Raw genomic sequence first — 21,725 nt, forward strand, 5'->3', positions numbered from 1 at the left:
ATGGCCGAGCAGAGCAGCAGTGGCAGCCGAATACGCGGCAGCCGCGGCAAGCGCCGCAAGCAGCCCTCCACGGGCCGCCGTGCCATGACCGTCGCCGCCTGGACCACGGCGGGCCTCGTGCTCATCGGTGGCTCCGGCCTCGGCTACGTCTACTTCAAGCTCAACGGCAACATCACGGGCGTCGACATCAACAGCCAGCTCGGCACCGACCGGCCCGACGACGTCGACAACGGCTCCATGGACATCCTCGTCCTCGGCTCGGACTCCCGCGCCGGCGCCAATGCCGAGTACGGCCCCGACGAGGGCGGTGCCCGTTCGGACACCGCGATGATCGTGCACGTCTACGAGGGCCACAAGACGGCGAGCGTGGTCTCCGTGCCCCGCGACACCCTCGTGCAGCGCCCCGACTGCACCGACAGCGACGGCAAGACCGTCTCGGGCTCCCGGCGCGCGATGTTCAACACGGCGTACGAGTCCGGCGGGCCGGCCTGTGCGGTGAAGACCGTCGAAAAGATGTCGGGCATCCGCATGGACCACTACATCGAGGTCGACTTCACCGGCTTCAAGAAGCTCATCGACAAGCTGGGCGGTGTGAAGATCACCACCGCCAAGCCCATCAACGACTCCAAGAGCCACCTGAACCTGGCGCCGGGCACGCACACCCTCGACGGGGAGCAGTCGCTCGGTCTGGTCCGTACCCGCAAGAGCATCGGCGACGGCAGCGACCTCGGGCGGATCCAGCTCCAGCAGGCCTTCATGAAGGCCTTCATCGACCAGGTCAAGAGCGTCGGCGTGCTGACCAACCCGAAGAAGCTGCTGGACATCGCCGACACCGCGACCAAGGCCATCACCCCGGACTCCGAGCTCGACTCCGTGTCCGAGCTGATGAGTTTCGCCAGGGGACTCGGCGGCCTGGACGCCCAGGACGTGCAGATGATCACGATGCCGGTCGAGTACGACCCGGTCGACCCGAACCGTGTGATCCCGATCAAGTCCGCCGGTCAGCAGGTGTGGACGGCGCTCCAGCAGGACAAGCCCATCCCGGCCTCCGCGGTCAAGGACTCGGCGGGCGACAAGGGCGACGCGGGCACCGTCGTCCGGGCGCGCTAGCGCATCCGGCCGGGCGCGGCGGACGCCGCGGAATAGTTCTGACAGCACCCCGGTTTTGGGAGATACGGCCGGTCCTGGCAGACTGGTACGTCGGCCCCGGTTCACGCACCCGTATCCCGCGCGTGCGACCCGGCGCCCTCCCGAAACTAGGAGACACCTTGAAGCGCGACATCCACCCCGAGTACGTCGAGACCCAGGTCAGCTGTACCTGTGGCGCGTCGTTCACCACTCGCAGCACCATCAGCAGCGGCGCCGTCCGTGCCGAGGTCTGCTCCGAGTGCCACCCGTTCTACACGGGCAAGCAGAAGATCCTCGACACCGGTGGCCGCGTGGCCCGCTTCGAGGCCCGCTTCGGCAAGGCCGGCTCCGCCAAGAAGTAGCGAGCCAACTGCGCCGGTCCTCGGCCACCCCCGCGCGGGGCGGCTGGGACCGGCGCTTTGCCGTCCCGTAGGTCTCGTTCAGTAATCGTCACCCCCAGGAGCCCCCGAATGTTCGAGGCGGTCGAGGAACTGATCGGCGAACACGCCGATCTGGAGAAGAAGCTCGCCGACCCTTCGGTCCACGCCGACCAGGCGAACGCGCGCAAGCTGGGCAAGCGCTACGCCGAGCTGACGCCGATCGTCGGCACGTACCGCTCCTGGAAGCAGACCGGGGACGACATCCTGACCGCGCGCGAACTCGCCGCCGACGACCCGGACTTCATCGCCGAGGTCAAGGAGCTGGAGCAGCAGCGCGAGACTCTCACCGAGAAGCTGCGGCTGCTCCTGGTGCCGCGCGACCCCAGCGACGACAAGGACGTCCTCCTCGAGGTCAAGGCCGGAGCGGGCGGCGACGAGTCCGCCCTGTTCGCCGGCGACCTGCTGCGGATGTATCTGCGCTACGCCGAGCGCGTCGGCTGGAAGACCGAGATCATCGACGCCACCGAGTCCGAGCTGGGCGGCTACAAGGACGTCCAGGTCGCCGTGAAGACCAAGGGCGGCCAGGGTGCCACCGAGCCCGGACAGGGCGTCTGGGCGCGGCTGAAGTACGAGGGCGGGGTGCACCGCGTGCAGCGGGTGCCCGCCACCGAGTCCCAGGGCCGTATCCATACCTCCGCGGCCGGCGTGCTGGTCACGCCCGAGGCGGAGGAGATCGACGTCGAGGTCCACGCCAACGACCTGCGCATCGACGTCTACCGCTCGTCGGGCCCCGGCGGCCAGTCCGTCAACACCACCGACTCCGCGGTCCGCATCACGCACCTGCCGACCGGCATCGTGGCCTCCTGCCAGAACGAGAAGAGCCAGCTCCAGAACAAGGAGCAGGCGATGCGTATCCTGCGCTCCAGGCTGCTGGCCGCGGCGCAGGAGGAGGCCGAGAAGGAGGCCGCGGACGCGCGCCGCAGCCAGGTCCGCACGGTGGACCGCTCCGAGAAGATCCGCACGTACAACTTCCCGGAGAACCGCATCTCGGACCACCGTGTCGGCTTCAAGGCGTACAACTTGGACCAGGTGCTCGACGGTGACCTGGACGCAGTCATCCAGGCCTGTGTCGACGCCGACTCCGCCGCAAAGCTCGCGGCCGCCCAGTAACACCTCGTACGGAACGGGTGGAGGACCAGTGAACCTGCTGCTCGCCGAGGTGGCCCAGGCCACCCAGCGGCTGGCCGACGCCGGCGTGCCCTCGCCGCGCTTCGACGCGGAGGAGCTCGCCGCCTTCGTCCACGGTGTGAAGCGGGGAGAGCTGCACAACGTCAAGGACGCGGACTTCGACGCCCGTTACTGGGAGGCCGTCGCCCGCCGCGAGGCCCGTGAACCGCTCCAGCACATCACGGGACGGGCCTTCTTCCGCTATCTGGAGCTCCAGGTCGGCCCCGGAGTGTTCGTGCCGCGCCCCGAGACCGAGTCCGTCGTCGGCTGGGCCATAGACGCCGTACGGGCCATGGACGTCGTCGAGCCGCTCATCGTCGACCTGTGCACCGGATCGGGCGCCATCGCGCTGGCGATGGCGCAGGAGGTCCCGCGCTCGCGCGTGCACGCCGTCGAGCTCTCCGACGACGCCCTCAACTGGGCCCGGAAGAACGCCGAGGGCTCCCGCGTCACCATCCACCAGGGCAACGCGCTCACCGCGCTGCCCGAACTGGACGGCCAGGTCGACCTCGTCATCTCCAACCCGCCGTACATCCCGCTCACCGAGTGGGAGTACGTCGCCCCCGAGGCCCGCGACCACGACCCGGAGATGGCCCTGTTCTCCGGCGAGGACGGCCTGGACACCATCCGCGGCATCGAGCGCACCGCGCACCGTCTGCTGCGCCCCGGCGGTCTCGTGGTCATCGAGCACGCGGACACCCAGGGCGGCCAGGTGCCGTGGATCTTCAACGAGGAGTCCGGCTGGGCGGACGCGGCCGACCACCCCGACCTGAACAAGCGGCCGCGCTTCGCCACCGCCCGCAAGGCGATGCCGTGATCAGCTCCGCGACTGCGCAGACGACTCAGACGACGAAGATCTTGTACGTGTACGAGGAGGCCCACTGATGGCACGGCGATACGACTGCAACGACGCGACCGACCGCACGACCGGCCTGCGCGAGGCCGCGTCCGCCGTCCGCCGCGGTGAGCTCGTCGTGCTGCCCACCGACACCGTGTACGGGATCGGTGCCGACGCCTTCAGCTCCGAGGGTGTCGCGGACCTCCTGGCGGCGAAGGGGCGCGGCCGCAACATGCCCACCCCTGTCCTCATCGGCTCCCCGAACACTCTCCACGGCCTGGTCACCGACTTCTCCGAGCAGGCCTGGGAGCTCGTCGACGCCTTCTGGCCCGGAGCGCTCACCCTCGTCGCCAAGCACCAGCCGTCGCTCCAGTGGGACCTCGGGGACACCCGGGGCACCGTCGCGATCCGGATGCCGCTGCACCCCGTCGCGATCGAACTGCTCACCGAGGTCGGCCCGATGGCCGTGTCGTCCGCCAACCTCACCGGTCACCCGGCGCCCGAGGACTGCGACGCCGCGCAGGACATGCTCGGCGACTCCGTCTCCGTCTACCTCGACGGCGGTCCGACGCCGGGCATCGTGCCGTCCTCGATCGTCGACGTCACGGGCAAGGTGCCGGTTCTGCTGCGGGCGGGGGCGCTCGACGCGGACGAGCTCCGCAAAGTCGTACCCGACCTCGAGGTGGCCAATTGACCGCCCCTGAGGGGCGTGGCATAGGTGCGGCGACCGCTGTCGACACCTTCAGAATCCTCCACGTCAGCACCGGGAACGTGTGCCGCTCGCCGATCACCGAGCGGCTGACGCGGCATGCCCTGAGCGCGCGCCTCGGCGATCCCCTGACCCGTGGACTGATCGTGGAGAGCGCCGGCACCTGGGGCCACGAGGGCGCTCCGATGGAGGCCAACGCCGAGGTGGTCCTCGCCGACTTCGGCGCGGACGCGACCGGGTTCGTGGGACGCGAACTGCTGGACGAGCATGTGATCCGGGCGGACCTGGTCCTCACGGCGACCCGCGACCACCGGGCGCAGGTCATCTCGATGGGGCACTCGGCGGGTCTGCGGACGTTCACGCTGAAGGAGTTCACCCGGCTCGTACGGGCGATAGACCCGGCCACGCTCCCCGACACCCGGGACGAGGGCGTCGTCGAGCGGGCGAGGGCCCTGGTCCGGGCCGCGGCGGCGCTGCGTGGCTGGCTGCTGGCGCCGAGCCCGGACGCGGACGAGGTGTACGACCCCTACGGCGCACCCATCACGTTCTTCCGTTCGATCGGCGACGAGATCAACCAGGCCCTGGACCCGGTCGTCACCGCGCTGACGGGCATTCCCGCCCGGCGCTGAGGGCACGGACCGCCACCGGCCACCCGGTCGGCGCGATCGCCGCGCATCGCGCGGCCCACCGGCCTACATTGGACTTCACGGCCAGCCCACGCCTGGAGCCACAGATGCCGGTCACCGCAGCGCCTGACACCGCCCGCATCAGCCATCACGGCGGGGACTTCGACGCCCTGCGCCGTCAGGACCCCGAGATCGCCGAGGTGATCCTGGGGGAGGAGCAACGGCAGAGCGACAGCCTCCAGCTCATCGCGGCGGAGAACTTCACCTCGCCCGCCGTCCTCGCCGCTCTCGGCTCTCCGCTGGCCAACAAGTACGCCGAGGGGTATCCCGGCGCCCGTCACCACGGCGGCTGCGAACTCGTCGACACCGCCGAGCGGATCGCCGTCCAGCGTGCCACCGCGCTGTTCGGCGCGGAGCACGCCAATGTGCAGTCCCACTCCGGCTCCTCCGCGGTCCTCGCGGCCTACGCGGCGCTGCTGCGGCCCGGCGACACCGTGCTCGCCATGGGACTGCCGTACGGCGGCCACCTCACCCACGGTTCACCCGCGAACTTCTCGGGCCGCTGGTTCGACTTCGTCGGCTACGGCGTCGAGGCCGAGACCGGCGTCATCGACTACGACCAGGTGCGCGCCCTGGCCCGACAGCACCGGCCCAAGGCGGTGGTCTGCGGCTCCATCTCCTATCCGCGCCACCCCGACTACGCGTTGTTCCGCGAGATCGCGGACGAGGTCGGCGCCTATCTGATCGCGGACGCCGCCCACCCGATGGGGCTGATCGCCGGCGGCGCCGCGCCCAATCCCGTCCCGTACGCCGATGTGGTGTGCGCCACCACGCACAAGGTGCTGCGCGGACCGCGCGGCGGCATGATCCTGTGCGGTTCCGAGCTCGCGGAGCGCATCGACCGGGCGGTGTTCCCCTTCACCCAGGGCGGCGCCCAGATGCACACGATCGCGGCCAAGGCGGTGGCCTTCGGGGAGGCGGCGACGCCGGCGTTCACGACCTACGCCCATCGGGTGGTCGCGAACGCGCGCGCGCTGGCCGAGGAGCTCGCGGACGAGGGCTTCGCGGTTCTCACCGGCGGCACCGACACCCATCTGATCAGCGCGGACCCCGCGCCCCTGGGGGTGGACGGCCGGATCGCGCGCGGTCGTCTCGCCGCCGCCGGACTGGTCCTCGACACCTGTGCGCTGCCGTACGGGGACGGCCGCGGCATCCGGCTCGGGACCGCGGCCGTCACCACCCAGGGCATGGGGGAGACCGAGATGAGCCGGATCGCGTCGTTGTTCACCGCGGCGATTCGTGAAGAGGGCGAGGAGGCGAGGAAGATCCGTACGGACGTGCGCGAGATGGCCGGTAGATTTCCGCCCTACCAGAGGTAGCCGGAAGCATCTGCAACCATCTCCGGCGCCTGTATGTCTCAACCATGGGGCGACCAGAGCTAGGGTGTGGGGCTGAGATGGCCAGCGATTCCTGTGGGGCAGCCCGTGCGTGATTACCTGCTGACGCTCTGTGTCACGGCTGCGGTGACCTATCTGCTGACCGGTCCGGTGCGGAAGTTCGCCATCGCGACCGGCGCGATGCCGGAGATCCGTGCCCGCGACGTACACCGAGAGCCGACGCCGAGACTCGGCGGCATCGCCATGTTCTTCGGCCTGTGCGCCGGTCTGCTGGTCGCCGACCATCTGCAGAACCTGAACAGCGTGTTCGAGCTGTCCAACGAACCGCGTGCGCTGCTCTCCGGGGCCGCCCTGATCTGGATCATCGGCGTCCTGGACGACAAGTTCGAGATCGACGCCCTGATCAAGCTCGGCGGACAGATGATCGCCGCGGGTGTGATGGTGATGCAGGGTCTGACGATCCTGTGGATCCCTGTGCCCGGTGTGGGAACGGTCTCGCTGACCTCCTGGCAGGGCACCCTGCTGACCGTGGCGCTCGTCGTCATCACGATCAACGCCGTGAACTTCGTCGACGGCCTGGACGGACTGGCCGCCGGCATGGTGTGCATCGCCGCCGCGGCCTTCTTCCTCTACGCCTACCGCATCTGGTTCAGCTACGGAATCGAGGCGGCGGCCCCCGCCAGCCTGTTCACCGCCATCCTGATGGGCATGTGCCTCGGCTTCCTGCCGCACAACATGCATCCGGCGCGCATCTTCATGGGCGACTCGGGATCGATGCTGATCGGTCTGGTGCTGGCGGCGGCCGCGATCTCGGTGACCGGCCAGGTGGACCCGGACGCTCTCAAGATCTTCGAGGGCAGCACCCGTGAGGCCACGCACGCGGCACTACCGGTCTTCATCCCGCTGCTGCTGCCGCTGACGATCATCGCGATCCCGGTCGCGGACCTGGTGCTGGCGATCGTCCGCCGCACCTGGAACGGCCAGTCGCCGTTCGCCGCGGACCGCGGGCACCTTCACCACCGGCTGCTGGAGATCGGACATTCGCACAGCCGCGCGGTCCTGATCATGTACTTCTGGTCGGCGCTGATCGCGTTCGGCGTGGTCGCGTACTCCGTGCACTCGGCGTCCATGTGGATCGTGATGCTCGTCGTCGCCCTGAGCGCCGTCGGCCTGGTGCTTCTGCTGCTGCCGCGCTTCACCCCGCGGGCACCCCGCTGGGCCGAGGCGTTCGTCCCGCCCCGTTACCGCCGGCGTGCGGTGCAGCCGCACCTCACGCAGTCCTCGTCGGCACACGGTGCGCAGGGCGAGCCGGCCGTGGCCGGTACCGCGGATTTCGAGGCGGCCGCGGAGCCCCAGGAGCGGACGCCGATTCCGGCGGGCGTCAACGGAGCGACAGCGATCGGCGCTCGTTCGCGCCTCCCTGACCGACGGAAGGCCGGCACACGCGGCTGACGGTTTCCGGCATGTCGCCTATTACCAGACATAGCGACGGCTTGTCGTGCACACACGGGCGCGTTCACTCTCATGTGTGAGAGTTGGCACACCTTCGGGTAAAGACCTCATCAAATAGTTTGTGATACCGTTCACGAGACCCGGAGACAGCGCCGAAGGACCGTAGTGCGACGGTTGGTTGGCCCCGAGACCCATCTCGGACCGGGACTACGCTCGTCCATGACGACACCACTGCCCCCACCAGCAAGCGGAGCTGCCGCCATGCCGTCCAACGACGCACGCTCACTCCTTCTCACCGCCGTCCCCACCGCCGCGGCCGGCGCCATCGCCGCTGCGATCAGTGGAGTGGTCGCCGGTGGAAAAGGGGCGCTCGGCGCGGCGGTCGGCGCACTGGTGGTCATTGTCTTCATGGGGATCGGCATCGTGGTCCTCCAGCGGACCGCCAAGCAGTTCCCGCAGCTCTTCCAGGCCATGGGCCTGATGCTGTACACGACGCAGCTGCTGGTGCTCTTTATCTTTGTCGCGGCGTTCAAGGACACGACGCTGTTCAACCCCAAGGCGTTCGCCGCGACGTTGGTCGCCGCCACGCTCGTCTGGGTGTCTGCGCAGGCCCGTGCCCATATGAAGGCGAAGATGCTCTACGTCGAACCCGAACCGTCTGCTCCCCGTCAGGGCGAAACGACGGGGTCCGCGACGTGACAGGTAGGGCCGGTATAAATGCCCGTTCGAGACCCTGCTATCGTCCGGTGCCAACTGCGGCACTGCGGGCGCGGGCATCCGAGCTGACGCCTGCTCGACGCGAGGCTTTGACGCCTGACCGCCGCCCCCACATCCGAAACACCACTCCGGTGCCGACTCGCGGCTGCGCGCCGCTCCGACACAACGAGGTTGCCGAACCCATGCGTCACGCCGAAGGAGCCCGCGGTGAGTGCTGAACAGACCACGCTCGCCTTTGACTGGAGCTGCCGCATCATGGCCGACAACGGCTGTGGCTTTCCGGCACCGGGCCTGCACTCCTTCCTTTTCCAGCCGATCTTCACCGTCGGCGGCTTCGAGTTCAACAAGGTGATGCTGCTCGCGCTGCTCACCTCGTTGGTCGTCGTCACCTTCTTCACGCTGGCTTTCGGGAAGGCAAAGGTCGTCCCGGGCAAGCTCCAGATGATCGGTGAGGCCGGCTACGACTTCGTACGCCGCGGCATCGTCTACGAGACCCTCGGTAAGCGGGAGGGCGAGAAGTACGTCCCGCTGATGGTCTCCATCTTCTTCTTCGTCTGGATCATGAACATCTGGTCCGTGATCCCGCTGGCACAGTTCCCTGTGTCATCGATCATCGCGTACCCGATCGTGCTGGCACTGATCGTCTACGTGATCTGGGTGTCTCTGACGTTCAAGAAGCACGGATTCGTCGGCGGCTGGAAGAACATCACCGGCTACGACAACTCGCTCGGCCCGATCAAGTGGCTGGTCTCGTTCATCGAGTTCTTCTCGAACCTGCTGGTCCGGCCGTTCACGCACGCCGTGCGACTCTTCGCCAACATGTTCGCCGGTCACCTGATGCTGGTGATGTTCACCGTCGCCTCCTGGTACCTGCTGAACAGCTGGCTGATCCCGGCCGCCGGTGTCTCGTTCGTGATGACGATCGCCATGATCGGCTTCGAGCTCTTCGTGCAGGCCGTCCAGGCATACGTCTTCGTGCTCCTGGCCTGCACCTACATTCAGGGCGCTCTCGCCGAGCACCACTGAGCCCTCGCCCGCACCACCAAGAAGCGTCCGGTGGCCAACCCCCACCGGTCCGTTAATGAAAAGGAAGAATCAGCATGGCTGCCACTGAGACCCTCGCCGCCGTCACCGGTTCGCTCGGCTCCATCGGCTACGGCCTCGCCGCGATCGGCCCCGGCATCGGCGTCGGCATTGTCTTCGGTAACGGCACCCAGGCTCTTGCCCGTCAGCCCGAGGCTGCCGGCCTGATCCGTGCCAACCAGATCCTTGGTTTCGCCTTCTGTGAGGCGCTCGCCCTCATCGGCATCGTTCTGCCGTTCGTTTACGGTCAGTGATCCTCGTTTCGCTGACCACTTTCGACGAAAGGCATTGATGTGATCGCCAACATCGTTCAGCTGGCGGCCGGGGAAGAGCAGAACCCGCTCATTCCTCCGGGCCCCGAGCTGCTTGTCGGCCTGATCGCCTTCGCCGTCGTCTTCTTCTTCTTCGCGAAGAAGCTCCTCCCGAACATCAACAAGGTTCTGGAAGAGCGTCGCGAGGCCATCGAAGGCGGCATGGAGAAGGCCGATGCGGCCAAGATCGAGGCCGAGAGCGTCCTTGAGCAGTACAAGGCTCAGCTTGCCGAGGCCCGGCATGAAGCCGCTCGTATGCGCCAGGAGGCGAACGAGCAGGGCACCGCGATCATCCAGGAGATGAAGGCGGAAGGCCAGCGGCAGCGTGAGGAGATCATCGCGGCCGGCCACGCCCAGATCGAGGCCGACCGCAAGTCTGCGGCTGCCGCGCTGCGTCAGGACGTGGGCACGCTCGCGACCGAGCTGGCCGGCAAGCTCGTGGGCGAGTCCCTCGAGGACGTCGCCCGGCAGAGCCGGACCATCGACCGCTTCCTCGACGACCTCGAGGAGAAGGCCGAGGCCGCGCGATGAACGGAGCGAGCCGCGAGGCACTGGCTGCCGCACGCGAGTCCCTCGACGCGCTGACGGACAACACGTCCGTCGACGCGGCGAAGCTCGCCGAGGAGCTGGCCGCCGTCACCGCGCTGCTCGACCGCGAGGTGTCGCTGCGTCGGGTCCTGACCGACCCGGCGCAGGCCGGCGAGGCGAAGGCCGAGCTGGCGGCGCGCCTGCTGAGCGGTCAGGTCGGTGGCGAGACCGCCGATCTGATCTCCGGCATGGTCCGCTCCCGCTGGTCGAGGTCGCGCGACCTGGTCGACGCGGTCGAGGAGCTGGCGGCCACCGCCGAGCTCATCGCCGCGCAGCGCAGGGGCGTGCTCGACAACGTCGAGGACGAGCTGTTCCGGTTCAGCCGGATCGTCGCGTCCAACACCGAGCTCCGTGCAGCGCTGACCGACAAGTCGGTGTCGCCGTCCCGCAAGGCGGAGCTGCTGCGCAGCCTGCTGGGCGGCAAGGCGGATCCGGTCACCGAGCGACTGGTCGTGAGTCTTGTGACCGCGCCCCGGGGACGTAGCCTGGAGCAGGGACTCGACTCCCTGTCCAAGCTCGCTGCCGGGCGCAGGGAGCGGACGGTCGCGGTCGTCACCTCGGCGGTCCCGCTCACCGACCGGCAGAAGCAGCGCCTCGGTGCCGCTCTGGCGAAGCTGTACGGCCGCGACATGCACCTGAACCTGGACGTGGACCCCGAGGTCCTCGGCGGGATCTCGGTGCGGGTCGGCGACGAGGTCATCAACGGCACCATCGCGGACCGCCTCGACGAGGTGGCCCGTCGTATGGCCGGCTGACCCGGCCGCCACTAACTGAACACGACAGACGAGCAGTACCAGCGGCCCGGTTGGGCCGTGCAGAAATTGCAGAAGATTCCTGGGGGTCGGCCCCCAGACCCCCTAAGAAACTTCGGGCCCAACAAGGAGAGCAGGGAACCCAGATGGCGGAGCTCACGATCCGGCCGGAGGAGATCCGGGACGCGCTGGAGAACTTTGTCCAGTCGTACAAGCCGGACGCGGCCTCGCGCGAGGAGGTCGGGACGGTCAGCGTTGCCGGCGACGGCATCGCGAAGGTCGAGGGTCTGCCCTCGGCCATGGCGAACGAGCTGCTGAAGTTCGAGGACGGAACCCTCGGTCTCGCCCTCAACCTCGAGGAGCGCGAGATCGGTGCGGTCGTCCTCGGCGAGTTCAGCGGTATCGAGGAGGGACAGCCGGTGCGCCGCACCGGAGAGGTCCTCTCCGTCGGCGTCGGCGAGGGCTACCTCGGCCGTGTCGTCGACCCGCTCGGCAACCCGATCGACGGCCTCGGCGAGATCGAGACCGACGGACGCCGCGCCCTGGAGCTGCAGGCCCCTGGCGTCATGATCCGTAAGTCGGTGCACGAGCCGATGCAGACCGGCTACAAGGCCGTCGACGCCATGGTGCCGATCGGCCGCGGTCAGCGTCAGCTGATCATTGGTGACCGTCAGACCGGCAAGACCGCTCTGGCCGTCGACACGATCATCAACCAGCGCGACAACTGGCGCTCGGGCGACGTGAACAAGCAGGTGCGCTGCATCTACGTCGCCATCGGCCAGAAGGGCTCCACCATCGCGTCCGTGCGCGGTGCCCTGGAGGAGGCCGGCGCCCTGGAGTACACGACCATCGTCGCCGCCCCGGCGTCCGACCCGGCCGGCTTCAAGTACCTGGCGCCGTACACCGGATCGGCCATCGGTCAGCACTGGATGTACGCCGGCAAGCACGTCCTGATCATCTTCGACGACCTGTCGAAGCAGGCCGACGCCTACCGCGCCGTGTCGCTGCTGCTGCGCCGTCCGCCGGGCCGTGAGGCGTACCCCGGTGACGTCTTCTACCTGCACTCGCGTCTGCTGGAGCGCTGCGCCAAGCTCTCCGACGACATGGGCGCCGGTTCGATGACCGGCCTGCCGATCGTCGAGACCAAGGCGAACGACGTGTCGGCGTTCATCCCGACCAACGTCATCTCCATCACCGACGGCCAGTGCTTCCTGGAGTCCGACCTGTTCAACGCGGGCCAGCGCCCGGCGCTGAACGTCGGTATCTCGGTCTCCCGTGTCGGTGGCTCCGCCCAGCACAAGGCCATGAAGCAGGTCTCCGGCCGTCTTCGCGTGGACCTCGCCCAGTACCGCGAGCTGGAGGCGTTCGCCGCCTTCGGTTCCGACCTGGACGCGGCCTCCAAGGCGCAGATGGAGCGCGGCAAGCGCATGGTCGAGCTGCTGAAGCAGGGCCAGTACCAGCCGATGCCCGTCGAGGAGCAGGTCGTCTCCGTCTGGGCCGGTACCACCGGCAAGATGGACGACGTCCCGGTCCAGGACATCCGGCGCTTCGAGGCCGAGCTGCTCGAGTACCTGCGCCGCGAGCGCAAGGAGCTGCTGACCAGCATCGCCGAGGGCGGCAAGATGTCGGACGACACCCTGCAGTCCATCGCCGACGCGATCACCGCCTTCAAGCGTCAGTTCGAGACCGCGGACGGCCAGCTTCTGGGCGACGACGCTCCGGTCAGCACGAGCAAGTGACGACGGAAGGGACCTGACTCATGGGAGCCCAGCTCCGGGTCTACAAGCGTCGCATCAAATCCGTCACCGCGACCAAGAAGATCACCAAGGCGATGGAGATGATCGCCGCCTCGCGCATCGTCAAGGCGCAGCGCCAGGTGTCGGCCTCCACCCCGTACGCGACCGAGCTCACCCGCGCGGTGACCGCGGTGGCCACGGGGTCGAACACCCAGCACCCCCTCACCACCGAGGTGGAGTCCCCGGTCCGCGCCGCGATTCTGCTCATCACGAGCGACCGCGGTCTGGCCGGCGGTTACTCCGCCAACGCCATCAAGGCGGCGGAGCAGCTCACCGAGCGGCTCCAGGGCGAGGGCAAGGAGGTCGTCAGCTACATCGTCGGCCGCAAGGGTGTCTCGTACTACGGCTTCCGTGAGCGCAAGGTCACGGAGTCGTGGACCGGATTCACCGACAACCCGACGTACGCGGACGCCAAGAACGTCGCCGCGCCGCTGATCGAAGCAGTCCAGCAGGACACGGCCGAGGGCGGCGTGGACGAGCTCCACATCGTCTTCACCGAGTTCGTCTCGATGCTGACGCAGACGCCGGTGCAGAACCGGCTGCTGCCGCTCAGCATCGAGCAGGCGGCGGAGGAGAGCGGCACCAAGGGCGAGATTCTGCCCCTGTTCGACTTCGAGCCGTCGGCGGAGGACGTCCTCGACGCCCTGCTGCCGCGCTACGTCGAGAGCCGGATCTACAACGCGCTGCTCCAGGCCGCTGCTTCCAAGCACGCTGCCACCCGCCGCGCGATGAAGTCGGCGACCGACAACGCCGGGGAGCTCATCAAGAGCCTCTCCCGGCTTGCCAACGCGGCCCGCCAGGCCGAAATCACCCAGGAAATCAGCGAGATCGTCGGTGGCGCCAGCGCCCTGGCCGACGCGACCGCGGGGAGTGACAAGTAATGACGACGACAGTTGAGACGGCCGTTGCCACGGGCCGCGTCGCCCGGGTCATCGGCCCGGTCGTCGACGTGGAGTTCCCCGTCGACGCGATGCCGGAGATCTACAACGCGCTCACCGTCGAGGTGGCCGACCCGGCCGAGGACGGCAAGCTCAAGACGCTGACCCTCGAGGTCGCCCAGCACCTCGGCGAGGGCGTGGTCCGCGCGATCTCGATGCAGCCCACCGACGGTCTGGTCCGCCAGGCCACGGTGACGAACACCGGCGCGGGCATCACCGTTCCGGTCGGCGACTTCACCAAGGGCAAGGTGTTCAACACCCTCGGTGAGGTGCTGAACGTCCCCGAGGCGAACAGCGAGACCACCGAGCGCTGGCCGATCCACCGCAAGGCGCCCAGCTTCGACCAGCTCGAGTCCAAGACCGAGATGTTCGAGACCGGCATCAAGGTCATCGACCTTCTCACCCCGTACGTCAAGGGTGGAAAGATCGGTCTGTTCGGTGGTGCCGGTGTCGGCAAGACCGTTCTGATCCAGGAAATGATCTACCGCGTCGCCAACAACCACGACGGTGTGTCGGTGTTCGCGGGCGTCGGTGAGCGTACCCGTGAGGGCAACGACCTCATCGAGGAGATGACCGAGTCCGGCGTCATCGACAAGACGGCGCTTGTCTTCGGTCAGATGGACGAGCCCCCGGGCACCCGTCTTCGCGTCGCGCTGGCCGGTCTGACCATGGCGGAGTACTTCCGCGATGTGCAGAAGCAGGACGTGCTCTTCTTCATCGACAACATCTTCCGGTACACCCAGGCCGGCTCCGAGGTGTCCACCCTGCTCGGCCGTATGCCGTCCGCGGTGGGTTACCAGCCGAACCTGGCCGACGAGATGGGTCTGCTGCAGGAGCGCATCACCTCGACGCGTGGTCACTCGATCACGTCGATGCAGGCGATCTACGTCCCCGCGGACGACCTGACCGACCCGGCCCCGGCCACCACCTTCGCCCACCTCGACGCGACGACGGTTCTCTCCCGTCCGATCTCCGAGAAGGGCATCTACCCGGCCGTGGACCCGCTGGACTCCACGTCCCGCATCCTGGACCCGCGCTACATCACGCAGGAGCACTACGACACGGCGACCCGTGTCAAGGGTGTCCTGCAGAAGTACAAGGACCTCCAGGACATCATTGCGATCCTCGGTATCGACGAGCTGGGCGAGGAGGACAAGCTCGTTGTCCACCGTGCCCGTCGCGTGGAGCGCTTCCTGTCCCAGAACACCCACGTCGCCAAGCAGTTCACCGGCGTGGACGGTTCGGACGTGCCGCTCGACGAGTCGATCACCGCGTTCAACTCGATCTGTGACGGAGAGTACGACCACTTCCCCGAGCAGGCGTTCTTCATGTGCGGTGGCATTGAGGACCTCAAGGCCAACGCCAAGGAGCTCGGCGTCTCCTGAGTCCCGTGACTCGTGAAAGGGGGCGGGGTCCGTCCCGCCCCCTTTCGTACGCCCCGTAGAATTGACCCAACACCCGGCAGAACCGCCGGGTGGTGACCCGAGGAGCCACCCTTGGCTGCTGAGCTGCACGTCGAGCTGGTCGCCGCTGACCGGCAGGTATGGTCTGGCGAGGCCACCCTGGTCGTCGCGCGCACCACGTCCGGCGACATCGGCGTCATGCCCGGTCACCAGCCGCTGCTCGGTGTGCTGGAGTCGGGCCCGGTGACCATCCGTACAAGCTCTGAAGGCGGAGCCGGGACTGTCGTCGCCGCGGTGCACGGCGGTTTCATCTCCTTCGCCGACAACAAGCTCTCGCTGCTGGCGGAGATTGCCGAGCTGTCGGACGAGATCGATGCCCAGCGCGCCGAGCGTGCGCTGGAGCGCGCCAAGTCCGACGACGACGCGGCCGCCGAGCGCCGTGCCGACGTCCGACTGCGTGCGGTGGCGGTGCGCTGAGCACCCCGCCGACAGTTGTCGCCCTCAGCCGCGGCCCGGACTGGACACCTCCAGACCGTGTCGCGGCTGAGGCAATGCAGGCGCATATGGGAACCCCAGTGCGGACCATGACGAGATCGATGCGAGGAGGTCGGTGGAGATGTTCCTCGCTCTGCTTGTGAGCGGTCTGGTCTTCGTCGCGCTGGTGGGGATCGGGCTCTTCGTCTTCGGTCTGCGGCGTCGCCTGATCCAGCGTTCCGGCGGCACCTTCGACTGCAGTCTGCGCTGGAACATCCTGGACGAAACGGATGTCTCCGGCAAGGGCTGGGTGTACGGCGTCGCCCGGTACAGCGGCGACCGGATCATGTGGTTCCGCGTCTTCTCCTACTCTCCGCGTCCCCGCCGAGTCCTGGAGCGCTCGGCCATCGAGGTCGTGGCCCGCCGCACTCCGGAGGGCGAGGAGGAGCTGGCGCTGCTGTCCGACGCGATCGTGCTGGGCTGTGTCCACCGGGGGACGCGTCTGGAGCTGGCGATGAGCGAGGACGCGCTGACCGGTTTCCTCGCCTGGCTGGAGGCGGCGCCTCCCGGGCAACGAGTCAATGTGGCTTGAGCAGGCTGTCGCGCAGGCGGAACCGGGCGTGCGCAGGACATGAAGAAGCCGGGGTGGACGGGGACGGACCCGTTCCACCCCGGCTTCGGTGTGCTTACCGCAGTCCCGTGTGGACCGCGTTGGCGAGTTCACCGTTGGCGGTGTCGCCGCTGAACTCCCAGTAGAAGGCGCCCTTGAGGCCCTGGCTCTTCACCCAGGACATCTTGGTGCCGATGGTGGCGGGGGTGTCGTAGCTCCACCAGTTGCTGCCGCACTTGGCGTAGGCGGTGCCGGCGACGGTGCCGGTGGCCGGGCAGGTCACCTTGAGGACCTTGTAGTCCTCGTTGCCGGGCTCGTACGTGCCGGGGGCCGGTCCGGTGGCGGTGCCGCCGGGGGTGGCCTGGGTGACGCCGGTCCAGCCGCGGCCGTAGAAGCCGATGCCGAGATTCAGCTTGCTGCCGCTGATGCCCTTGCCCTTGAGCTTGGTGATGGCGGCCTCGGAGTTGAAGCCCTCCTGCGGGATGCCCGCGTACGACGTGAGCGGGGAGTGCGGGGCCGTCGGGCCCTGGGCGGCCCAGGTGCCGAAGAAGTCGTACGTCATGACGTTGTAGAAGTCGACGTACTGGGCGGCGCCCGCGTAGTCGGCCGCGTCCAGCTTGCCGCCGTTGGTGCCGTCGGCGGAGATGGCGGCGGTGACGAGGTTGCCCGAGCCGAACCTGGCGCGCATGGCCTGCATGACGTTCTTGAGCGACGCGGGGCCGGAGGTGTCGCAGGTCAGACCGCAGGCGTTCGGGTACTCCCAGTCCAGGTCGATGCCGTCGAAGACGTCGGCCCAGCGCGGGTCCTCCACCAGCTGGTAGCAGGACTCGGCGAATGCGGCCGGGTTGGCCGCGGCCTGGCCGAAGCCGCCGGACCAGGTCCAGCCGCCGAAGGACCACAGGACCTTGATGTTCGGGTACTGGGCCTTGAGCTTGCGCAGCTGGTTGAAGTTGCCGCGCAGCGGCTGGTCCCAGGTGTCGGCCTTGCCGTCGACGCTCTGGTCGGCGGTGTAGGCCTTGTCGTAGTCGGCGAAGGCGTCACCGATGGTGCAACGGCCGCCCTGGACGTTCCCGAAGGCGTAGTTGATGTGGGTGATCTTGGCCGCGGTGCCGGAGCTCACCAGGTTCTTCACGTGGTAGTTGCGCTGGTAGACGCCCCAGTTGGTGAAGTAGCCGAGCTTGACCTTGTCGCCCGGTCCGGGGTCGGTGCCGCCGCCGGTGGTCCGCACCGCGCGGGAGCCGCTGACCGGTCCCGTCTGGTCGGCGCTGTCACGTGCCTGGATCGCGTAGGAGTAGTCCGTGCCGGCGGTGAGTCCGGTGTTGGTGTACGTGAGTCCGGTGACCGTCGCGACCCGGGTGCCGTCGCGGAGCACGTCGTAGTTCTTGATGCCCTTGTCGTCGGTCGCGGCGGCCCAGCTGAGGGTCACCGCGGTGTTGGTGATGTTGGAGGCGGAGGGGGTGCCGGGTGCGGAGGGCGGGTTGTCGCCCGGGACGCTGCCGCCGTCGCAGGAGGCACCGTTGAGCTTGCAGCCGGAGGGGGAGCCGCTGCCGGTGCCGTTGAAGCCGAAGGAGACGGAGGCGCCGGGGGCGAGGGAGCCGTTCCAGGCCTTGTTCTTGGCGGTCCAGTGATTGCCGGAGCTGGTGACATCCGCGTCCCATGCGGAGGTGACCGCGGTGCCGGCGGGGAAGTCCCACTCGACGGTCCAGGAGCTGAGGGAGGTGGTTCCGGTGTTCTTCACCGTCCACTTGCCCTCGAACCCGGAGCCCCAGTCGGAGGTCTTGGCATAGGTGGCGGTTGCCGAGGGTGCGGCCTCGGCCGGGGAGGCGAGGCCGACCATGGCGGCCAGGGGGAGCAGGAGGGCGGTGAGTCCCGCCGTCGCTCTGGATCTGAATCTTCCGCCGGTGCGGGAGGTGCTCGTTCTCAAGGGGTGCTCCTCGAGTTGCGGACGGACAAGACGGGTCGGTCCGAGCAGGCACGCGAGCGGGGCTCACCGCAGCGTGCTGTGCGGTGAGAGTAGGAAGGTCTGGACCAATCGTCAATAGGTCCAGACCAAAGGCGGGCCAATTCCGGGCGGATCCCCGCTCAGACGCCCAACTCCTGCGCGAGGACTGCGGCTTGGACCCGGCTGCGCAGCTCCAACTTCCCCAGCAGCCTGCTGACATGGGTCTTCACGGTTGCCTCCGCCATCAGGAGGCGGGCCGCGATCTCGGCGTTCGACAGTCCCTCGCCCAGACAGCCGAGGACCTCACGTTCCCGGCGGGTGAGCACGTCGAGGATCGCCGGGTCGGGCGCGCCGGGGGAACGTACGGGCCGCGGGGCGGCGAACTCCGCGATCAGCCGCCGGGTCACGGCCGGCGCGATCAGTCCCTCGCCGCGGGCCACCGTGCGCACCGCCTCCAGCAGATCGTGGGCGTCCGTGTTCTTCAGCAGAAAGCCCGCCGCCCCTGCCCGCAGGGCACCGAAGACGTACTCGTCCAGATCGAAGGTCGTCAGCACCAGTACGTCCGCGAGCTTCTCCTCGACGACCTGACGCGTCGCCGAAACACCGTCCAGCCGCGGCATCTGCACATCCATCAGCACCAGATCGGGCCGCAGTTCGCGCGCCAGACGCACCGACTCCTCGCCGTCCGCCGCCTCACCGACGACCTCGATGTCCGGCGCACTGCCGAGGATGAGCACCAGCCCCGCCCGCACCGCGCTCTGGTCCTCCGCCACGAGCACGCGTACGTGCCCTGCTCCCTGCGTCATGCCGACGGCTCTCCTTCGTCCCGTACGGGCAGCACCGCCCGTACGCACCAGATCTTCTCCGGACCCTGCGGAGGCCCCTCGGCGGGTCCCGCCTCGAACTCCCCGTCCAGCAGGGCCACCCGCTCCCGCATACCGACCAGGCCCGCTCCCGAACCCGGCGCGCGCGGACCGGGCCGGCGGCCGAAGGGGCTGGTCACCGTGACGGTGAGGGCCCGGCCCGTCGCATGGGCGAGGGCGATGCTGACCTGTCCCGACTCCGCGTGCTTGAGGGCGTTCGTCAGTGACTCCTGCACGATCCGGTACGCCGCCAGTTCCACCGGCGCGGGGAGCCTGACGCCGTTCTCGCGCCGGTCGTCGAGCGCGAAGTCGAGCCCGCTGCCCGAGCCGTTCGTACGGGCCTGCTCGACAAGGGACTCCAGTCCGTCGAGCGTCGGCGCGGCGGCCGGCTCCTTGTCGTCGCTGCTGTCCCGCAGCAGACCGATCAGCCGGCGCATCTCCGCGAGCCCCTGGACGCTGTTCTCGCGGATCACTTCCAACGCGCCCTGGGTGGTCTTCGGATCGTCGAGCGAGAGCGCGGCGGTGGAGTGGATCGCGATGGCGGAAAGGTGGTTGGCGACCATGTCGTGCAGTTCGCGCGCCATCCGGGCGCGCTCGGCGGTCACGGCCTGGACCCGGTCCATCTCGGCGAGCAGCGCGGTCTGCTCGGCCCGCAGCTTCGCCGCCTCGGCGGCCTCGCGGTGATTGCGGATGATCGCGCCGGTGGTGGCCGGGGCGAAGCTGACCAGACCGGTGACCACGCCCAGCAGCAGCCCGGCCGGGTCGCGGAACCAGGCGAGGAAGGTGATGGTCGAGGCGACGGTGATGAGCCCGGTGATCACCGGGACCCGGCGGGCGGTGCCGGGTGATCCGTACACCACCGACGCGTAGACGAGGTCCGTGAACATCAGCACGGTGAAGAGGTTCCCTACCGTGAACTGGTCGGCCACCACCGCCACCGTCCCGGCCAGCAGGCAGGTGCGCGGCATGGTCCTGCGCAGCAGCTCCAGGAACGCCGTCACGCCGAGCGGCACCAGGGCCGCCCACGGGGGCAGGAGGTCCCGGGTCTCCGTGATGTGCAGCCCGAACGACCACAGCACGACACCGCCGAAGAGCATGGCCACGGCCAGGAGCACATCGTCGCGGTGCGGGCGGGGGAAGGTCACCACCCCATGAAACACGGCGGCGGACACTCGCCGCCTCCTCGTGCGGGGTGAGCCCCGGCTACATCGAAGGATGCAGCGCCACTTCCTCACTGCCGACGACGCCCGGCGGCCGGGCGGCCGGGACGCTGGAAGCAACGAAGGGAGAGTGCCGTGATCGTCACGCTGATCGTGATCTGCGAGGTCGGCTTCTGGGTGCTGCTGGCCGCGGGGCTCGCCACGCGCTATCTGCTGAAGATGCCGCGTGCGGGTATGGCCCTGCTGCTGTGCGAACCGCTGCTGGAGGTCGTCCTGCTGGTCGTGACCGCACTCGACCTGAAGAACGGGGGAGAGCCGAGCTGGAAGCACGGACTGGCCGCGCTCTACATCGGCTACACGGTCGGACACGGCCACCGGACCATCACATGGCTCGACGGCCACGCCGCCCACCGCTTCGGCGGCGCCCCGCCGCCGGTGAAGCCGCCGCGCTACGGCATGGCGCGGGCGAAGCACGAGGGCAAGGTGTGGACCGGCACCCTGATCGCGGCAGCCGTCGCCACCGGGCTGCTCCAGCTCGCCGTCTGGTACGTGGACGACCCGAGCCGGACCGGTCCGCTGCAGACCTGGATGTACGTCGCCTGGCGCACCGCGGGCATCCACGGCCTGATCGCCCTCACGTACACGATCTGGCCCAAGAAGGCCCCGGCGGCCGAGGCGACGTCCGACCGCGAGCCGGTCCGGGTGGAGCGTCGGTGACTCCCTCGGGGAGCCGGCCCCAGCAGGGGGGCGGGTCAGCGCTCCCCGCCCGGGACCCACAGCACGTCGCCGGTCTCCTTGTTCGCCGTCCTCGCGAGGATGAACAGCAGATCGGAGAGGCGGTTGAGGTAGGTCGCGGTGAGCGGGTTCATGGTCTCGCCGTGTGCCTCCAGCGCCGCCCACGTCGAGCGCTCCGCACGCCGGACGACCGTGCAGGCGTGGTGCAGCAGGGCCGCCCCGGGTGTCCCGCCCGGCAGGATGAAGCTGCGCAGCTTCTCCAGCTCGTCGTTGAACCGGTCGCAGTCCGCTTCGAGACGGTCGATGTAGAACTGCTCGACCCTCAGCGGCGGGTACTCGGGGTCGGCCACCACCGGGGTCGACAGGTCCGCGCCCACGTCGAAGAGATCGTTCTGGACCCGGACCAGGACCGCGACGACCTCGTCCGGAAGCTGCCCCAGCGCGACCGCGGTGCCGAGAACGGCGTTGGCCTCGTTGGCGTCGGCGTATGCCGAGATCCGCAGATCGGTCTTGGCGGTCCTGCTCATGTCGCCGAGAGCCGTCGTGCCCTGGTCGCCGGTACGGGTGTAGATGCGCGTCAGATTGACCATGTGGCC

Annotated in this window: 23 protein-coding genes; 19 read left to right on the forward strand and 4 right to left on the reverse strand. The window is 68.7% G+C overall.

Translation table 11 applies throughout. From position 1 onward, the window contains the following. From ACQPWZ_RS24885 to ACQPWZ_RS24970, 18 genes are all read left to right on the forward strand, one after another. Nucleotides 1-1,110 (forward strand): LCP family protein, encoded by a 1,110-nt coding sequence (locus ACQPWZ_RS24885; protein WP_340475418.1) that lies wholly within the window; start codon nucleotides 1-3, stop codon nucleotides 1,108-1,110. 158 nt (nucleotides 1,111-1,268) lie between these two features. Continuing rightward, on the forward strand, nucleotides 1,269-1,490 hold the full coding sequence (rpmE, locus tag ACQPWZ_RS24890; RefSeq protein WP_340475419.1) for a 50S ribosomal protein L31: 222 nt from the start codon (nucleotides 1,269-1,271) through the stop codon (nucleotides 1,488-1,490). A 108-nt stretch (nucleotides 1,491-1,598) separates the two neighbouring features. Further along, nucleotides 1,599-2,678 carry a peptide chain release factor 1 gene (gene prfA, locus ACQPWZ_RS24895; protein ID WP_340475420.1) on the forward strand — a complete coding sequence of 360 codons (1,080 nt, stop codon included), beginning with the start codon at nucleotides 1,599-1,601 and terminating at the stop codon, nucleotides 2,676-2,678. A 28-nt stretch (nucleotides 2,679-2,706) separates the two neighbouring features. Beyond that, complete coding sequence (gene prmC / locus ACQPWZ_RS24900; protein ID WP_340475421.1) at nucleotides 2,707-3,552, forward strand: peptide chain release factor N(5)-glutamine methyltransferase; 846 nt, start codon at nucleotides 2,707-2,709, stop codon at nucleotides 3,550-3,552. A 67-nt stretch (nucleotides 3,553-3,619) separates the two neighbouring features. Next, nucleotides 3,620-4,267: an L-threonylcarbamoyladenylate synthase gene (locus tag ACQPWZ_RS24905; protein WP_340475422.1), complete on the forward strand. Its 648-nt coding sequence runs from the start codon at nucleotides 3,620-3,622 to the stop codon at nucleotides 4,265-4,267. Next, nucleotides 4,264-4,911 (forward strand): protein-tyrosine-phosphatase, encoded by a 648-nt coding sequence (locus ACQPWZ_RS24910; protein WP_340475423.1) that lies wholly within the window; start codon nucleotides 4,264-4,266, stop codon nucleotides 4,909-4,911. The genes ACQPWZ_RS24905 and ACQPWZ_RS24910 overlap by 4 nt, the downstream gene beginning before the upstream one ends. 104 nt (nucleotides 4,912-5,015) lie before the next feature. Next, nucleotides 5,016-6,287: a serine hydroxymethyltransferase gene (gene glyA / locus ACQPWZ_RS24915; RefSeq protein WP_340475424.1), complete on the forward strand. Its 1,272-nt coding sequence runs from the start codon at nucleotides 5,016-5,018 to the stop codon at nucleotides 6,285-6,287. Between the two features lie 105 nt (nucleotides 6,288-6,392). Beyond that, nucleotides 6,393-7,757, forward strand: a complete 1,365-nt coding sequence (locus tag ACQPWZ_RS24920) for an MraY family glycosyltransferase (RefSeq protein WP_433572417.1) — start codon at nucleotides 6,393-6,395, stop codon at nucleotides 7,755-7,757. A gap of 261 nt (nucleotides 7,758-8,018) precedes the next feature. Beyond that, nucleotides 8,019-8,456 carry a hypothetical protein gene (locus tag ACQPWZ_RS24925; protein ID WP_340475426.1) on the forward strand — a complete coding sequence of 146 codons (438 nt, stop codon included), beginning with the start codon at nucleotides 8,019-8,021 and terminating at the stop codon, nucleotides 8,454-8,456. Nucleotides 8,457-8,729: 273 nt separating this feature from the next. Beyond that, complete coding sequence (gene atpB / locus ACQPWZ_RS24930; protein WP_383233716.1) at nucleotides 8,730-9,500, forward strand: F0F1 ATP synthase subunit A; 771 nt, start codon at nucleotides 8,730-8,732, stop codon at nucleotides 9,498-9,500. 74 nt (nucleotides 9,501-9,574) lie between these two features. After that, nucleotides 9,575-9,811, forward strand: coding sequence for an ATP synthase F0 subunit C (atpE, locus tag ACQPWZ_RS24935; RefSeq protein ID WP_313944069.1), 237 nt, complete (start codon nucleotides 9,575-9,577; stop codon nucleotides 9,809-9,811). Between the two features lie 39 nt (nucleotides 9,812-9,850). Continuing rightward, entirely contained in the window at nucleotides 9,851-10,399 is a 549-nt protein-coding gene (locus tag ACQPWZ_RS24940) for a F0F1 ATP synthase subunit B (RefSeq protein ID WP_433572418.1), read from the forward strand. Further along, a complete protein-coding gene (locus ACQPWZ_RS24945) occupies nucleotides 10,396-11,211 on the forward strand; it encodes a F0F1 ATP synthase subunit delta (protein WP_340475428.1) in 816 nt (271 codons plus the stop codon). Before ACQPWZ_RS24940 ends, ACQPWZ_RS24945 begins: the two co-directional genes overlap by 4 nt. A gap of 143 nt (nucleotides 11,212-11,354) precedes the next feature. Then, the gene (gene atpA, locus ACQPWZ_RS24950) at nucleotides 11,355-12,947 is read left to right on the forward strand and encodes a F0F1 ATP synthase subunit alpha (protein WP_313944066.1); all 1,593 of its coding nucleotides are present in this window, start codon (nucleotides 11,355-11,357) and stop codon (nucleotides 12,945-12,947) included. Nucleotides 12,948-12,967: 20 nt separating this feature from the next. Continuing rightward, entirely contained in the window at nucleotides 12,968-13,885 is a 918-nt protein-coding gene (locus tag ACQPWZ_RS24955) for a F0F1 ATP synthase subunit gamma (RefSeq protein ID WP_340475429.1), read from the forward strand. Further along, nucleotides 13,885-15,327, forward strand: coding sequence for a F0F1 ATP synthase subunit beta (atpD, locus tag ACQPWZ_RS24960; RefSeq protein ID WP_383233703.1), 1,443 nt, complete (start codon nucleotides 13,885-13,887; stop codon nucleotides 15,325-15,327). Before ACQPWZ_RS24955 ends, atpD begins: the two co-directional genes overlap by 1 nt. Before the next feature lie 111 nt (nucleotides 15,328-15,438). Then, the gene (locus ACQPWZ_RS24965) at nucleotides 15,439-15,822 is read left to right on the forward strand and encodes a F0F1 ATP synthase subunit epsilon (RefSeq protein ID WP_340475431.1); all 384 of its coding nucleotides are present in this window, start codon (nucleotides 15,439-15,441) and stop codon (nucleotides 15,820-15,822) included. Between the two features lie 139 nt (nucleotides 15,823-15,961). Beyond that, the gene (locus ACQPWZ_RS24970; protein WP_340475432.1) at nucleotides 15,962-16,411 is read left to right on the forward strand and encodes a DUF2550 domain-containing protein; all 450 of its coding nucleotides are present in this window, start codon (nucleotides 15,962-15,964) and stop codon (nucleotides 16,409-16,411) included. A gap of 94 nt (nucleotides 16,412-16,505) precedes the next feature. On the opposite strand, the gene ACQPWZ_RS24975 is transcribed toward ACQPWZ_RS24970, so the two are convergent. The 3 genes from ACQPWZ_RS24975 to ACQPWZ_RS24985 all read right to left on the reverse strand — a co-directional run bounded on the left by ACQPWZ_RS24975 (nucleotide 16,506) and on the right by ACQPWZ_RS24985 (nucleotide 20,379). Continuing rightward, nucleotides 16,506-18,353 carry a glycosyl hydrolase family 18 protein gene (locus ACQPWZ_RS24975; protein WP_433572419.1) on the reverse strand — a complete coding sequence of 616 codons (1,848 nt, stop codon included), beginning with the start codon at nucleotides 18,351-18,353 and terminating at the stop codon, nucleotides 16,506-16,508. Nucleotides 18,354-18,511: 158 nt separating this feature from the next. After that, nucleotides 18,512-19,177, reverse strand: a complete 666-nt coding sequence (locus tag ACQPWZ_RS24980; RefSeq protein ID WP_433572420.1) for a response regulator — start codon at nucleotides 19,175-19,177, stop codon at nucleotides 18,512-18,514. Then, complete coding sequence (locus tag ACQPWZ_RS24985; RefSeq protein WP_383233714.1) at nucleotides 19,174-20,379, reverse strand: sensor histidine kinase; 1,206 nt, start codon at nucleotides 20,377-20,379, stop codon at nucleotides 19,174-19,176. The genes ACQPWZ_RS24980 and ACQPWZ_RS24985 overlap by 4 nt, the downstream gene beginning before the upstream one ends. 150 nt (nucleotides 20,380-20,529) lie before the next feature. On the opposite strand from ACQPWZ_RS24985, the gene ACQPWZ_RS24990 reads away from it, so the two are divergent. Further along, nucleotides 20,530-21,111, forward strand: coding sequence for a hypothetical protein (locus ACQPWZ_RS24990; protein ID WP_433572421.1), 582 nt, complete (start codon nucleotides 20,530-20,532; stop codon nucleotides 21,109-21,111). Nucleotides 21,112-21,146: 35 nt separating this feature from the next. On the opposite strand, the gene ACQPWZ_RS24995 is transcribed toward ACQPWZ_RS24990, so the two are convergent. After that, nucleotides 21,147-21,719: a cob(I)yrinic acid a,c-diamide adenosyltransferase gene (locus ACQPWZ_RS24995; RefSeq protein ID WP_356705477.1), complete on the reverse strand. Its 573-nt coding sequence runs from the start codon at nucleotides 21,717-21,719 to the stop codon at nucleotides 21,147-21,149. Nucleotides 21,720-21,725: the final 6 nt, after the last annotated feature.

It is taken from the genome of Streptomyces sp. CA-251247 (assembly GCF_050952975.1).
Classification (GTDB): Bacteria; Actinomycetota; Actinomycetes; order Streptomycetales; family Streptomycetaceae; genus Streptomyces; species Streptomyces achmelvichensis.

Coding starts and splice junctions, on each gene's coding strand:
- ACQPWZ_RS24885 (WP_340475418.1), top strand. CDS start 1: ATGGCCGAGCAGAGCAGCAGTGGCAGCCGAATACGCGGCAGCCGCGGC.
- prfA (WP_340475420.1), top strand. CDS start 1,599: ATGTTCGAGGCGGTCGAGGAACTGATCGGCGAACACGCCGATCTGGAG.
- ACQPWZ_RS24905 (WP_340475422.1), top strand. CDS start 3,620: ATGGCACGGCGATACGACTGCAACGACGCGACCGACCGCACGACCGGC.
- glyA (WP_340475424.1), top strand. CDS start 5,016: ATGCCGGTCACCGCAGCGCCTGACACCGCCCGCATCAGCCATCACGGC.
- ACQPWZ_RS24925 (WP_340475426.1), top strand. CDS start 8,019: ATGCCGTCCAACGACGCACGCTCACTCCTTCTCACCGCCGTCCCCACC.
- atpB (WP_383233716.1), top strand. CDS start 8,730: ATGGCCGACAACGGCTGTGGCTTTCCGGCACCGGGCCTGCACTCCTTC.
- atpE (WP_313944069.1), top strand. CDS start 9,575: ATGGCTGCCACTGAGACCCTCGCCGCCGTCACCGGTTCGCTCGGCTCC.
- ACQPWZ_RS24945 (WP_340475428.1), top strand. CDS start 10,396: ATGAACGGAGCGAGCCGCGAGGCACTGGCTGCCGCACGCGAGTCCCTC.
- atpA (WP_313944066.1), top strand. CDS start 11,355: ATGGCGGAGCTCACGATCCGGCCGGAGGAGATCCGGGACGCGCTGGAG.
- ACQPWZ_RS24955 (WP_340475429.1), top strand. CDS start 12,968: ATGGGAGCCCAGCTCCGGGTCTACAAGCGTCGCATCAAATCCGTCACC.
- atpD (WP_383233703.1), top strand. CDS start 13,885: ATGACGACGACAGTTGAGACGGCCGTTGCCACGGGCCGCGTCGCCCGG.
- ACQPWZ_RS24970 (WP_340475432.1), top strand. CDS start 15,962: ATGTTCCTCGCTCTGCTTGTGAGCGGTCTGGTCTTCGTCGCGCTGGTG.
- ACQPWZ_RS24980 (WP_433572420.1), bottom strand. CDS start 19,177: ATGACGCAGGGAGCAGGGCACGTACGCGTGCTCGTGGCGGAGGACCAG.
- ACQPWZ_RS24995 (WP_356705477.1), bottom strand. CDS start 21,719: ATGGTCAATCTGACGCGCATCTACACCCGTACCGGCGACCAGGGCACG.